Below are 13,981 nucleotides of genomic sequence, written 5' to 3'. Positions count from 1 at the left end.
GCTGCGTTCCCCGCACCTGCGGGAATGAAGCAAATGTTATACCAGTCGTCGTCTGCGACAGGAACTGAAGGGGGAAAGGAATCGTGATCGGAAGGCGTCGCGTGCACAGCCTGATGAAGGACCTCCAGCTAAAGACGATCTGGAAACCCAAATTCGTGCACGCCACCGACAGCAACCACAACCTGCCGATGTACGATAACGTGCTGGATCGCCAGTTTGAGATGCTATGGATTTTGGCAATGAGACAGTCGAGGCCAATCGAGCCTGGATCTCGCGGACATCGGTGTTCCGCAGCTAGCGGCATAAGAGATGAGGGTAGGCTCCTTGCCATCGGCTTGCAGGAGCCGGTGGCAAACCGCCGACGCGGTGTACGTCAAAAGCGTGGTTTGTGAGCGTTACGGGAAGGCGTCAGGCATAGATCAACAAAGACGAATAACCGTGAACTGCCGTTCAAGTGTCGAAACCAATCAGATGGCATCAAAACCGGAGAGTAAGGCGCAACCTGCTTACTAGGTTGGTTTGTGGCATTCGAGAGTTTTGTTGACAAACTGGTGGCGGAATTGGACGCCACGATGCGCGGCCATCGGCGAAGTCGAACTATTGGCGACGCCGGAAATCGCTTCATCGCTAACCGGGATATTAGCTAAAATCCAACGCACGGCAAAGCGGTTGCCGTAAGACCGCTTTCGGTGGTGTACAGGTGCAAATGGCCTTCGTCCATTTTGATCAGCCGATCGGCGACATGGAAATAGTGTTCGTCGTGGGTGACGGCGAGCACGGTTTTACCTGATGCTTTCAATAGTGGTAATAGTTCGGTGTAAAAGCGGCGGCGGTAACCCGGGTCCTGGTCTGCTGCCCATTCGTCCAGCACCAATATTGGCCGATCTTCCAGGATCGCAACCAATAGTGCCAAGCGCTTGCGTTGACCTTGGGATAGGCGGATGTCCAGCAGTCGGCCGTTCTCGACCTTCACTTTACGATCCAGCGCTAAGAGCTTCAACCAATAGGTAATTTTTTCCGGATTGGCGTCGCGGCCCTCCGCACCGAGCAAATGGTGAAATAAATGAAAGTCCGAAAACACCGTAGAGAACAGGCAGCGGTAGTTCGGCATGTCGGCTTCTTGCAGAATGGTGCCGTTCAAAGAAATGTGGCCGGCCTGTGGCGGGTATAACCCGGTCAGCAAGCGAGTAAAGGTGGTTTTGCCGCTGCCGTTGCCGCCGATCAGAAAAACGATTTCGCCGGCGGCAAGAGTAAAGTTGAGCGGGCCGACCGAGAAACGATTGCCGCACTCGGTTTCAGGATAGCGGTATTGTAAGCCCTGTAAAGCCAGGGTTTGCCAAATTGACTGAAAGGCCTGAGGTAGGTCGGCGAAGTCGGGTCGGTATTTCGGTAGCTGTAGGCTGTTGAGCTTGTCCAGCGCGACGTTGCCGCCGATCAAGCTAGGGATGGCGGCGATCAGGCCGGTCAGCGACGTGCGTAGAAACAGGATGGTTAAGGAATAAGTCGTAGCCACCGCGTGGTCTGTCCAGCCGACAACGTGCGTCAGAAAGAACACCAGGGCGATAGCCCCTAGAATCATGATGTTGGCCCAGTTCTCGTTGATGCCGTTAAAGAAGTCTGCGGCGATTTCCTGGTCGCGGCCGTTGGCGGCATGTCGTTCGAATTCCTGTTCATAGAACAGTTTGGCGCGTTCCCTATTCAGGGCTAATTCTTTGCGCCCGAACAGTGCGGCTTGATAGTCTTCGTACAATAAATCCTCGATATTCCGCGCTGCATCGATGCGGGCGTGTGTGCTGCGCATCAGTAGCCAACCAATCAGGATCGTCAATACCATCCATCCGGCCATCGCTAAGAAGAGTCGTTGGGAGAGCCAGTACAGATAGCCGAAGCCACCCAGATTCAATACCAAGCCGTAGACGGCGGTAGGCAGACTGATGAAGGCCGAGGTCAAGTGATTGGTGTCGCTGTTGAGACTGGCCAACAATCGAGCGGGGCCAAGCTGTTCCAGTCTTTCCAGATTAGTGTCGAGTATGCGTTTGACCATGGTGCAGCGCAGTTGATAGACCAGGCGATGACCCAGCGTCGTCATGCTGATTTGCGAGACGGTGCCGATGACGAACACCGCCAGTAAAAGACCAGCGAATTCGATCAGTGTGGTCTTCACATCGGACTGCGGATGCAGCAAATGATCGTTGGTGTAGGCGATCACCCAGACCGCTAGACCGGCGCTGCTAATGCTGAGGATAAACACCAGAAACAGCGACAACCTGAACTGGCTGAACATCAAGCGGATCAGATTCATGGCAATGTCACGCGTTAATGGACCAGAGTCAGTGCCGGACGTGTTCTGGTCGTCACTACTGATTCATGTCTCAATCGTTTCGATGCGGTGGTCATCATAGCCACGATTTCGGCGAGTTTCTCGGCATCGAAACGCAATGTCATGTTCTGCATGTTCAGGTGCACGACGCCGCAGTCGCGGCAAATCAATACTTTGCCTGTCTCGCTATTGGCCAAGTATTCATGGGTACATGGTTTTTTAGACATGGGATGTTTCCTCCAAGCGGGTGAGAATGGTCATTGCGATCCGTGTCGACAGAGTTATTGGGTTTCAAGCAGGGTTCCGTCATTGCCGAATTTCGATTTGGAAAGCGACAACAGCATTTTTCAGACGATCCGCTTCCAGTGGAAATTCGAGGCGTGGATTTGGCCGTGCTCCATTAGCGAAGCCAGAAAATCCGGAGCTATTTCAAGCTTTACCGTTAAAGGCCTTCTAAAAAATGAGTTCAAAAATTCCATAAAGAGGGCTGTTCGATAGGCTAATACAAAATGATAATGATTATCATTTGTAGTGTAAAGTGTTTTATTCTGTTCTGCTTTCACTGAGTCCATAAAGCTCCCTTCCTGTGTCAAGCAGTCAACAACCTGAAAAATTCCCGATTCAATGACTAAGCGGGGTGTTTTCAAAAAAGCGGTTGACAATGATTTGTCACATAAGGAGAATAATAATCGTTCTCATTTAGATAAGTATTAATTGTTCTTCTCTCGTCAATTGATGTTTGGTCTGAATAGGAATATCTGAACAGTCAGCAACTTTTATTATGGAAGTGAATATGAAGAACTCAGGCTCTAAACGTTTGAACCTTGCGGTGCTCAAACCGTTGGTGGGTGCCGTTGCTTTGTTATCGATGTTGCCGGCCAGCATGGCTATGGCCGACGGCGTCACTAGAACCTTCGCAAATCCTAGGCCCATTGTGATTCAGGACACCTGTGCCGATCCGGAAAATGCAGATTGCGCGGCTTTGCTTGATGTGTATGGCGTGCCGGGCGCCCCAGCGGTGCCGGTCAAGGTGGCTAAAACTTATCCATCAATGATCAACGTTCCAAATGGCGCCTTTCCCAAAGGCACTAAAATCACTGATGTCAACGTCACCATCAAGAATATCAATCATGATTATTTGAACGATGTCGATATGCTGTTGGTGGCGCCGAATGGTCAATACGTGATGCTGGCTTCCAATGTCAGCGCTGCGGGGGCGACTCCGGAAGGCGGCGTATTGGGCATCGTCGCCGAGAATCTGAATTGGAAATTCGATGACTCGGCGGCCCTGCCGCTACCGCGCACGGTGCGTAATGACGGACGTTTGAGCAGTCGGACAACCAATGCGCTGTATAACGTGATTTACGATGAGTGGGTCAATGTCTGGAGCGATACCTCGCTACGCACGTTTAAGCCTACCGATTACGACAACAACCCGGATAGCGACTATTTCCCCGCTCCAGCGCCGGCCGAACTGAATGATCCATCCACCTCAGTCGCCTTGACGCCGACGACCGTGTTGGCGGCGCCGACAGTGGGCGATCCAAGCACTTACAAAAAAGTGACCAATGGTCCAAAGCTCAGCAACTTGAATGGCATCGATCCATCGGGTCAATGGAAGTTGTATGTGGTTGACGACTTTTACTGGTTTGCCGGCGAAATCAAGGGCGGCTGGAGTCTGGAAATCACCACCGACGATCAGCAGTCCTGCTCGGTTGAGTGACGTTCAATAAAGCAAGCAACCGGTGCATGGCCGGTTGCATTCCATGGCTTCAAATCAAGAGATATTCAACATGAAAAAACTAACCTTATTATTACTACTGGCTGCAGGATTGACCGGGCAGTCGGGGCTTGCCTCTGCGGATATAGCCAATTCGCCCAATCCTTACAGTGTTGGTTACGGTTTCGATTATCCGCAGCAAGCAGTCTGGGGTGGCTGGAGTCGCGGCGATGCCGGTACCGTTTATGCGGAATGGGATACCTTCAATTTCGACGGTCAATTGTTGGCCGGTAGTTATGGCTTGACAAACGCGCAGTTCGGTTGGGATGGTGGCACGAGCATTGACGGCAACGGCAATCTGGCTAACGACACCGATTCGATTTTTGCCTATGCCGACATACAGGGCAGCGTTGCACAAGCCTCAGAGCAAGTGGTACGGGTGGCTCTGCAATTGGAAGCTTGGGTGGCCGACGGCGGCGGTGTCGATTACGACAACATTTGGTTGAACGGCTTGACGCCCACATTCCTGAGCTTGACCGACACCGGTAACAGCATCGTCGTCGACTCGATCGAATATGCCTTGTATCAATCCCTGGTGATCTGGGATCTGGATTTTGCACCGGCAGACGATTTGTATTTGTTCGACTTGTCGGCGGCGGCGGGTACACGCATCGCTCAAGTCGCGATTGATATGGCTGCGGTAGCGCAAGGCGCACCGATTTCCGAAGTACCGGTCGCGGTGCCGTTGCCTGGCGCTGTCTGGATGTTCACGTCAGCTTTGTTTGGCATGTTGGTCGTTAGACGTAAATCGCCGTTATCTCAATTATGAGCATAAACAGTGCCACTGCGTATGGATCGTAAAGCCTATGGATAGCAAGGGGTTTAAGGACATGACATGGAGGTCTATCCGGTATTTGAGAATATGGCTTGGCTTGTTGGTGCTAGGCTGTGCTTGGTTGCTTTTCCGGCAAGCGCTGCCCGAAGTCACTTATCTCAAAGTGCCGGGGTTGCCCAAGGCGATAGAAGTCGTCCGCGATAGTCATGCCGTACCGCATATCTATGCCGACACCGCCGACGACGCTTATTTCGCACTGGGCTATTTGCACGCCCAGGATCGATTGTGGCAAATGGATTTGAATCGCCGCGCCGGCTCGGGTCGCTTGGCGGAGATTTTCGGCGGCGATGCGCTGGAACAAGACCGCTTCATGCGGGTTCTGGGCTTGCGCCGAGCAGCCCAGGCCAATCTGCAGCAACTCGATCCGGCTACCCTTGCCAGCCTGCAAGCCTATGCGCAAGGCGTCAACGCCTTTCTGGCACAAGAATCCATACTGCCGGTGGAGTTTTATTTGACCGGCGCACCGCGACCGGAACCTTGGCAGCCCGCCGATTCCCTGGTCTGGTTAAAAACCATGGCTTGGCGCCTGTCCGGCAACTGGTGGGAAGAATTACTTAATTTAAAACTTCAGCAACGTTTGTCGCCCGAGCAATTCGCCGACCTGTTTCCGCCTTATCCGGGGGAGGCTCCGCACGCGCTACCTGATGTCAGAGGTCTTTATGCCGAGTTGGCGCCGTTGGCGGGGAAATTACTGGCGCAACACCGCGGTGAAGTCCATAAAAGCGTCGGCTCCAACAATTGGGTGGTAGACGGCAGTCGTACCGCCAGCGGCAAGCCATTGCTGGCCAACGATCCGCATTTACCACTTACTGCGCCCTCTCTCTGGTATTTTGCCCATCTGCACGCACCCGGTTTGAACATCGTGGGGGCTACTTTGCCGGGTATCCCCGGAATATTATTGGGACAGAACCCGCGAGTGGCTTGGTCTTTCACCAACACCGGTCCGGATAGCCAGGATATTTTTCTCGAACAACAGCTGTCGGATCAGCCGAATCGATATCTAACCCCCGCCGGCTCGGAAGTATTTACTACCATCCGGGAAATTATCAAGGTCAAGAATCAGGCGGATCAGGAGCTGACGATTCGCGTTAGCCGCCATGGTCCAGTCATTTCCGATGTCGATAACGATGCCAGGCAAGCCGCGCCGAACGGCATGGCTGCGGTGTTGAGCTGGGTTGGTTTACGCGAGGACGATGCCACCATTCGCTTCATGCTCAATGCAGGGCGGGCGCAATCCGCATCCGAACTGAAGGTGTTTGCCCGCGATTTCCACACGCCGCAACAGAATATCGTCTATGCCGATGTGGATGGCAACATCGGCTTTATCGCGGCTGGCCGGGTGCCGGTGCGCGGCGAGGACAATGTCTTGAACGGACGCTTGCCGGCGCCGGGGTGGTTGGCTGCGTATGACTGGCAAGGACTGATTCCCTACGAACAATTGCCGCAGCAGGCGGCCAGCGAAGATGGCAAAATCGTCACGGCCAATCAAAAAATCACGCCGCCGGCCTACCCCTATTTCATCACCTCCGGCTGGGCTTTGCCCTACCGGGCCGAGCGCATTGGCGAATTATTGGATCGTCGCGCCAAGCACGATGTAGCCTCGTTTGCCGCGATTCAAAACGATGTTGTCAATCCGTTTGCGGCTCAATTACTGCCCAGGCTATTGAAGATTACAGTCGAGGAGCTAGAGGCAAAGCAAATTTTACAGGGCCTACGCGATTGGGATAGACGGATGTCCGGCGATGCCGCGGAACCCTTGATTTTTGCCGAATGGATCAGGCAACTGGCCGTAATTTTGTACCAGGAAAAATTAGGCGATTTGTCCGAGCTGGTTGGCGACTATCAGCCGCAGTTTCTACTGCAAGTGCTGAACAACAGTCTCGGTGGTGCCGATCGTTGGTGCGCGGCAGTGGCGTCCGGGATGGCGCTGTGCGATACGGAAATCAAACAGGCTTTGCAGGCTGCACTGACCAACCTCGAGCGGCATTACGGCGCAGATCTGGGGAAATGGCGTTGGGGCAAGGCGCATGTCACCGTTTTCAACCATCATCCCTTCGGCCAGGTGCCTTTCCTTAGCACGTTGTTCAATGTCGAAGGCGAAAGTGCTGGCGGAATGGATACCGTTAATGTGAGCGGTTACCGCTATGACGAAGATGGCGGGCACTATCTTGGTGAAGCGGGTGCAGCCTTTCGGGCAATTTACGATTTGGCCGAACCGGAAAATTCGGTTTTTATCCTGGGTACAGGCCAATCTGGTAACCCATTTTCCTCTCATTATCGCGACATGACCTCGGCCTGGCTACACGGCGGCTATGTGTCGTTAACGACCGACCGGGAACGCATTATGAGCAGCGCCGTCGAGCGTATTCAATTGCAACCCGAATAAATGCTCTCTTTTATTTTCACCATCATCACAGGACACAGCAATGAACGATAATCTTGATCTGGCCGGTATCGGCATCGGACCATTCAATCTCAGTCTTGCGGCTTTGCTGTCGCCAATTTCGCACTGCCGGGCTCGATTTTTCGAGCGCCGTGACAGTTTCAACTGGCATCCCGGCATGATGTTGCCCGGCACCCAGATGCAAACGTCATATTTGAAGGATCTGGTCACCCCCGTCGATCCGAGTAGCCCGTATGGTTTTTTGTCTTACTTGGTCAAGAAAGGCAGGTTTTATCGATTTATCAACGCCGAATACCCCAGGGTTCGGCGGGTCGAATTTGCCGATTATCTACGCTGGGTAGCGGAACAATTGCCGAATCTGCATTTCGGCGCCAGCGTGGAGAGCGTCGAGTTTGATCGGAATGGATTCAAACTGAGCGGCGACGGTTTGCATGAGGTGCGTAGCGGCCACTTGGTGGTGGCGACCGGCATGCGGCCCAACATCCCGACATGGGTCGAGCGTTATGTCGGCGAACAATGTTTACATAGTCATCATTACGTGACAACCGATTTTTCGGTGACCGGTAAACGTGTTGCCATCATCGGCGGAGGGCAAAGCGGCGCGGAAATATTTTTGGATTTGATGGCAGGTAAGCGGGGTCGCGCTGACGAGATAAACTGGATCAGTCGTCGCCCGAATCTGGAGCCCTTAGACGAAACCGCCTTCATCAACGAATACTTCACCCCGGATTACGTCCGTCATTTCCATAAGCTACCGGAACAACGCAAGCCGCCTATCGTTAGCTCGCATAAACTGACCGGTGATGGCGTCTCGCCTGCCACTTTGCAAGTCTTGTCGCAATATTTGTACGACACCGACTTTCTCAATAGCGATACGACGCCCTACGCCATTCTCCCGCATCGTGAGGTGCATCTGATGGGCCGTGAAAAGGGCGGCTATCATCTGCACATGCGCAACGGCTTCAATAATGATGACGAATCGGTGGTTACGGACATGATCATCCTGGCTACTGGCTATCACTACCAATTGCCGTCCTGTCTAAATTCGATTGTCGATAGGCTGGATTTGGATAAAGAGGGTTTTCCGCGATTGCGGGAGGATTACACCGTCGCCTGGGACGGTCCCGAACAATATCGTATCTATCTGCAAAACGCCGGCCGAAATAGCCATGGTGTCGCCGATGCTCAACTCAGCTTGGCGGCCTGGCGATCGGCAATAATAATTAACAGTCTTTTGGAAAACCCGGTTTACGACGTTAATCCTTGCCCAACGGCGTTGCAATGGGTAAGGAGCGCTGATGATCAAATCGAAAGAAATGGCTGCACTTTAGAGGCTGAGAAGATTTATCGAGTGGGCTAATATTACAGCTTGATATTTGAAATGATAATCATTATTATTTACAACAGCATAAGTAATGCTTCCATAGCGACATCATCTAGCTTTCATTCATGAATCCAAGCATTTTGAAACAAACTTTGCCCAATTCGCGGCATGTAGACTTAAAACTCGTCGAAGCCGAGTTGCAAATCACCGTTGATGGACAACATATCGCCCAATTCCAACTCACTTCGAGTCCTGAGAGTGTGGTCGCGTTACAGCTTATAGACATTGGCACAGTTGATCACGTTACCAGCATTACGGTGTTGGTTGCGGCTTTTCATGCTTTGTTCGACAGTCAACCGCAATTATTGGAAATCGTACTGTCGCTTGCCGGTTACGGAGAGTTAATGGCGGCGCTGGTAGAAATCGGCGCCGCGACTCGGTCCGGCGAGTTAAGTGAATCGATTGTTAGCCGCCGCAGCATGCTGCGCCAGATGGTTGAGCTCTACCTATCTCAACCTCGTGCCTGTGCGTTTCCGTTGCACTACTCGATCACTGACGGCAAGCGGCATCCGTTGCGTGCACCGGTTACGGTCGACGAAGTTTATCGTCGCCATTTGCCGGAACAGAATTTGACGCTGTCATTCCGCACCGTAGACCCAGAGACGGATTTGGAGACGTTTCATGCCTGGCACAACAAGCCAAGGGTTTCCGCATTCTGGGAGCTGGAAGGCAGCAAGGACATGCACAGCGAGTATTTGCAAAAAGTAACGGCCGATGCCCATATGCATCCGGTTTTCGGCTGTTTCAACGGCGAACCATTCGGCTATTTCGAGATTTACTGGGCCAAGGAAGACCGCATTGCGCCGTATTACGAGGTCGATGATTATGATCGCGGCGTACACATGCTGGTCGGTGAAGAGCGTTGGCGCGGGCCGCAGCGAGTGGCCGCTTGGTTGCCGTCTTTGGCCCACTTCATGTTTCTGGACGACCCGCGCACCCGTCACGTCGTCGCCGAGCCGCGCGCCGATAACGCCAAAATGATCGGCTACATGCAGCAAGCCGGTTTTTGCAAACCCAAGGAATTCGATTTTCCCCACAAGCGTGCCGCGCTGATGATGCTGTCGCGGGAAGCGTTTTTCGATCAATTTTGTGTGTGAGGAATGAGGCATGAGTATCGATAGCGAAGACACTGTTTTTCAGGTCGTGGTCAACCACGAAGAGCAATACTCGATATGGCCAGATTACAAGCCGGTTCCGAACGGTTGGCGCACGGTCGGCAAATCCGGCGTTAAAAAAGACTGCCTGGAATACATCGAGCAAGTCTGGACCGACATGCGGCCATTGAGTTTGCGCCAGTTCATGGATAGCCAGGCCCAATAACGACGATGCGCTTGTTTTGTTTTCCGTATGCCGGTGCCAGTGCCATGGTCTATCAGCGCTGGCGACGAAAAGTGCCGGATTGGCTGGACATCAAACCGGTGGAACTGTCCGGGCGCGGAAACAAAATGTTAGAGACTTTGGCTGTCGAATGGGAATCATTGATCGCCACGTTAATCCGGGAGATGGCCGGCGATATTCGCCATCCTTACGCACTGTTCGGGCACAGCCTGGGTGCGCTGATTGCGTTTGAAGTGGCTCACGGCTTGCGGCGGCGAGGTTTGCCGTTGCCAGCCGCGTTGATCGTCTCAGGTACCCAGGCACCCAGTCGCCGTGATCGTCAACGGTTCGAACAACTGGATAGCGATGCGGAGTTGCTGGCGGAAATGCAGCGTTTGAACGGCACCGAGGCGGCGATATTGGCCAGCAAGGAATTGATGGACTTGACTTTGCCAGTGTTGCGAGCGGATTTCAAATTATGCGCACGATACCGACGCCAAGTTCGACCGCTGTTGCCGATGCCGCTGCATGTTTTCGCCGGCAGCGACGATGAAACCAGCGACGAAACCCTCAAGGCTTGGCAGATGGAAACCACGGCTGATTTTTCATTGCACTATTTCAGCGGCGACCATTTTTTTATTCAAAGCCAAGAACAAGCGGTGTTGGCAAGTTTGTGTCGTCATTTACAGCCGCATTCCAGCGCAGCCCAGCCCTCTGCCGGCCTTCATGCAAATGGGGTTCCGGGTGTTTGCCTTGGGGAAGCAGGATAGGGACGTCGTCGCATACCTCCAATTTGCCTTCTTTCTCAGGACAAACACCCGGAAGCCCGGATTTCAAGCGCTTACGCCGATGAATACAGACACCTTACGTATAGAAAATCTAATGCCGAACAGCGAGTTGCCTTTACTGGTTCGGCCTTTAAGCCATGGCACGCGTTTAGCCGATGTTGCAGAGCAGTTGCACCATCTGGTGGATAGTCGGCTATTGCAATACGGGGGCTTTCTGTTTCGCGATTTTGTTGTCGAATCACCGATTGAGTTTAAGGCTTTTGCCGCCAGCTTCGGCCATCCGCTGCTGAGCTACGAATTCGGCTCGACACCGCGTACCAAAGTCGAAGAAGGCGTCTATACCTCGACCGAATACCCGCCACACCAATCCATTCCTCTGCATAACGAGCAGGCCTATACCCGCGAGTGGCCGATGAAGATCTGGTTTTATAGCGCGTTGGTCGCGCAGCAGGGCGGCGAAACGCCAATCGCCGACAGCCGGGCAATCTACCGGCGCATCGATCCCCGCATCCGCCAGCGTTTTAGCGACAAAGGCCTAATGTACGTGCGCAATTTCGGCAACGGCCTGGATGTGCCGTGGGCGCAAGTATTCAATAGTGAAGATAAAACGGTGGTTGAAGCCTATTGCCGAGACCATCACATCGTCTGCGAATGGAAGGACGACGGCGAACTGCGCACCCGGCAAACCTGCCAGGCCGTCGCGCAACATCCCATCACTCAGGATTGGGTCTGGTTCAATCAAGCCCATCTATTTCATGTTTCTAATCTAGAGCCGGAAGTGCGCGAAACACTGTTGGAGATACTCGATACCGAAGATCTGCCCCGGAATGTGTATTACGGCGACGGATCTGAAATTGAAGACGTCATACTCGACGAAATTCGCGGTGTGCTCGACGAGCAGACCATCCGTTTTCCTTGGCAAACCAGCGATGTGATGATGCTCGACAACATGTTGGTCGCCCATGCCCGCTCGCCTTTCCAAGGCCCGCGCCAGGTGGTGGTGGCGATGGCCGAGCCTTACGGCTTACCTCATTCTCAAGATTCAATCGGATAAGTTTCGATTATGATCTTAGCTCCTAATCAAGCCAAAAACTTCGTCGAATTGCTGAGCCAACGCGCAGAGTTTCACCCGGACCGTATCGCATTGCAATGTGTAGGCGATAGAGCAGTCGACAACCGCAGCTACAGCTTTGCCGAACTGGATCGGGGTGCAAGAGCAGTGGCTGTCGACTTGCGGCAAACAGTTCAGGCCGGCGATCGAGTCATGATTCTGTTGCACAGTGGTATTGATTACGTCGTGGCGTTTTTCGGTTGCTTGTACGCCGGTGTTATCGCTGTTCCGGCCTATCCGCCAGAATCGATGGCCGCGCGGCACGTCAAACGGCTGGCTTCGATACTCTGTGACGCATTGCCTACGGTAATCTTGACTCATTCTGAATTGGTCGAATCAATCGGAAAGGCTTTGATGGCCATGCCCGACGTTCGGACGCCGCAAATTTTGGCTGTCGATAGGATGGCTCCCGAGTCGGCGACGGATTGGCGTATGCCGGACATCGCCGACGACGGTATCGCCTTTCTGCAATACACCTCCGGTTCCACCGCCAACCCCAAAGGCGTCATGGTCGGCCACGACAATTTGCTGGCCAACCAACGCGCCATCAAACATGGTTTTGCCATCGGCGACGACGATGTTTTCGTCAGTTGGCTGCCGCTGTATCACGACATGGGCTTGGTTGGCAGTTTGCTGCAACCTCTATATAGCGGCATACCGCTAGTGTTGATGTCGCCGCGCTATTTTCTGGAACGGCCGGTGCGTTGGCTGGAAGCGGTTTCGCGTTTCGGCGGCACCGTCAGCGGCGGGCCGGATTTTGCGTTCCGTCTGTGCAACGAACGCATCAGCGAAGCGCAAATGCAAGGCCTACACCTGGATAGCTGGCGGCTGGCATTCTGCGGCGCCGAACCGATTCGTTACCGGACCTTGACCACCTTTGCCGATAAATTCGCCTCGATTGGTTTGCCCGCTAATGCGCCTTACCCTTGCTACGGGTTGGCCGAAGCCACACTACTGGTCAGCGGCGGTCGACCCGAGCAGGTGGCCAGAGGATTAAGCTGCGACCCGCAAGCCCTGGCCGAACATCGTATGCAAACTGCCGTTGACGGTGTGGAGCTGGTCGATTGCGGTCACGTACAGCCGGAGCATGAAGTGGCTATTATCGATCCCGCCACCGATGAGCCTTGCGCCGACGGTCGAATCGGAGAAATCCACTTCGCCGGGCCCAGCGTCACCCATGGCTATTGGCAAAATCCCGAAGCCAGTGCGGATACTTTTGTGGCTGCGGGCGGCAAAGCCTGGCTGCGCACCGGCGATTTAGGTTTTCTCGATCATGGCAGTCTGTTCATCACCGGCCGCCGCAAGGACTTGATCCTGATTCGTGGTCAAAACCTGTATCCGCAAGACATCGAACAAACGCTGGAAGAGCAGATCGAGTTATTGCGCAAGGGCCGGGTAGCGGCGTTTGCAATCAATATCGATGGTCGCGAAGGCATAGCCATCGCCGCCGAAATCGGCCGGAGTACCCAAAAATTGGTGCCGGCGGAAAATTTATTTGATGCCATCAACGAAACCGTGGCGCAAAGCAGCCAGGAGCCGGCTGCGCTGATTCTGTTGCTCAATCCCAGCGCCTTACCGAAAACCAGCAGCGGTAAGCTGCAACGTAGTGCCTGCCGCCAAGGCTGGCTGGACGGCAGCTTGGAGTGTTATGCGTTTCAGCAGGGTGGTCGTAGCGAATCTGTTCCGGCCGAACATGCGGATTTGAGCGCATTCGAGCAGCAAATCGCGGCGATCTGGTGCGAAGTGCTGGGAATCCAAGTGGTGATGCCGCAACAAAGCTTTTTCGCAGTGGGCGGACAATCGATTACCGCCGTACAAGTTATCGCTCGCCTGCGTGAGCAACTAGGAATATCAGCCGAGCCCCGGCTGTTTTTCGAAGCGCCGAGTTTGCGCGAATTCGCCGCAGCCGTCGCAATGCTGAACGGTGCTAATAATCGCGATGCACTGCCCGTGATTCACAGACGGACCGAAACCGACGATTTGTTGCTCTCGTTTGGTCAGGAAAGTTTGTGGTTTTTGTCTCAACTCGACCCCACGAGCAC

Annotated in this window: 11 protein-coding genes; 9 read left to right on the top strand and 2 right to left on the bottom strand. The window is 53.7% G+C overall.

Translation table 11 applies throughout. The annotated features are described in order from the left end of the window. Positions 1–643: 643 nt before the first annotated feature. On the bottom strand, positions 644–2,302 hold the full coding sequence (locus tag A1355_RS07405) for a multidrug ABC transporter permease/ATP-binding protein (RefSeq protein WP_064026559.1): 1,659 nt from the start codon (positions 2,300–2,302) through the stop codon (positions 644–646). Positions 2,303–2,316: 14 nt separating this feature from the next. Next, positions 2,317–2,547 (bottom strand): hypothetical protein, encoded by a 231-nt coding sequence (locus A1355_RS24440; protein WP_082885421.1) that lies wholly within the window; start codon positions 2,545–2,547, stop codon positions 2,317–2,319. Positions 2,548–3,113: 566 nt separating this feature from the next. Here A1355_RS24440 and A1355_RS07395 point away from each other — a divergent pair. The 9 genes from A1355_RS07395 to A1355_RS07355 all read left to right on the top strand — a co-directional run. Next, positions 3,114–4,043: a hypothetical protein gene (locus A1355_RS07395; RefSeq protein ID WP_064026566.1), complete on the top strand. Its 930-nt coding sequence runs from the start codon at positions 3,114–3,116 to the stop codon at positions 4,041–4,043. 70 nt (positions 4,044–4,113) lie between these two features. After that, positions 4,114–4,869 carry a hypothetical protein gene (locus tag A1355_RS07390; protein ID WP_082885420.1) on the top strand — a complete coding sequence of 252 codons (756 nt, stop codon included), beginning with the start codon at positions 4,114–4,116 and terminating at the stop codon, positions 4,867–4,869. A gap of 85 nt (positions 4,870–4,954) precedes the next feature. Then, a complete protein-coding gene (locus A1355_RS07385; protein ID WP_231883594.1) occupies positions 4,955–7,321 on the top strand; it encodes a penicillin acylase family protein in 2,367 nt (788 codons plus the stop codon). Positions 7,322–7,361: 40 nt separating this feature from the next. Then, a complete protein-coding gene (locus A1355_RS07380) occupies positions 7,362–8,699 on the top strand; it encodes a lysine N(6)-hydroxylase/L-ornithine N(5)-oxygenase family protein (protein WP_064026551.1) in 1,338 nt (445 codons plus the stop codon). 89 nt (positions 8,700–8,788) lie between these two features. After that, complete coding sequence (locus A1355_RS07375; RefSeq protein WP_064026549.1) at positions 8,789–9,820, top strand: GNAT family N-acetyltransferase; 1,032 nt, start codon at positions 8,789–8,791, stop codon at positions 9,818–9,820. A 10-nt stretch (positions 9,821–9,830) separates the two neighbouring features. Then, the gene (locus A1355_RS07370; protein ID WP_064026546.1) at positions 9,831–10,043 is read left to right on the top strand and encodes an MbtH family protein; all 213 of its coding nucleotides are present in this window, start codon (positions 9,831–9,833) and stop codon (positions 10,041–10,043) included. A gap of 5 nt (positions 10,044–10,048) precedes the next feature. Continuing rightward, positions 10,049–10,810, top strand: coding sequence for a thioesterase II family protein (locus A1355_RS07365; RefSeq protein WP_064026544.1), 762 nt, complete (start codon positions 10,049–10,051; stop codon positions 10,808–10,810). A gap of 79 nt (positions 10,811–10,889) precedes the next feature. Further along, the gene (locus A1355_RS07360; protein ID WP_064026542.1) at positions 10,890–11,882 is read left to right on the top strand and encodes a TauD/TfdA family dioxygenase; all 993 of its coding nucleotides are present in this window, start codon (positions 10,890–10,892) and stop codon (positions 11,880–11,882) included. Positions 11,883–11,891: 9 nt separating this feature from the next. Further along, positions 11,892–13,981, top strand: a 2,090-nt coding sequence (locus tag A1355_RS07355; RefSeq protein WP_157197785.1) for an AMP-binding protein, incomplete at its 3' end; no start/stop codon positions are given.

The organism is Methylomonas koyamae (genome assembly GCF_001644025.1).
Lineage (GTDB): Bacteria > Pseudomonadota > Gammaproteobacteria > Methylococcales > Methylomonadaceae > Methylomonas > Methylomonas koyamae_A.
This window is presented reverse-complemented; position numbering and strand designations above follow the sequence as displayed.

Bases quoted from the DNA above. Each gene is read 5' to 3' on its own strand.
- A1355_RS07365 (WP_064026544.1), top strand. From the start codon at position 10,049: ATGCGCTTGTTTTGTTTTCCGTATGCCGGTGCCAGTGCCATGGTCTAT.
- A1355_RS07390 (WP_082885420.1), top strand. From the start codon at position 4,114: ATGAAAAAACTAACCTTATTATTACTACTGGCTGCAGGATTGACCGGG.
- A1355_RS07375 (WP_064026549.1), top strand. From the start codon at position 8,789: ATGAATCCAAGCATTTTGAAACAAACTTTGCCCAATTCGCGGCATGTA.
- A1355_RS07360 (WP_064026542.1), top strand. From the start codon at position 10,890: ATGAATACAGACACCTTACGTATAGAAAATCTAATGCCGAACAGCGAG.
- A1355_RS07405 (WP_064026559.1), bottom strand. From the start codon at position 2,302: ATGAATCTGATCCGCTTGATGTTCAGCCAGTTCAGGTTGTCGCTGTTT.
- A1355_RS07380 (WP_064026551.1), top strand. From the start codon at position 7,362: ATGAACGATAATCTTGATCTGGCCGGTATCGGCATCGGACCATTCAAT.
- A1355_RS07370 (WP_064026546.1), top strand. From the start codon at position 9,831: ATGAGTATCGATAGCGAAGACACTGTTTTTCAGGTCGTGGTCAACCAC.
- A1355_RS07395 (WP_064026566.1), top strand. From the start codon at position 3,114: ATGAAGAACTCAGGCTCTAAACGTTTGAACCTTGCGGTGCTCAAACCG.
- A1355_RS24440 (WP_082885421.1), bottom strand. From the start codon at position 2,547: ATGTCTAAAAAACCATGTACCCATGAATACTTGGCCAATAGCGAGACA.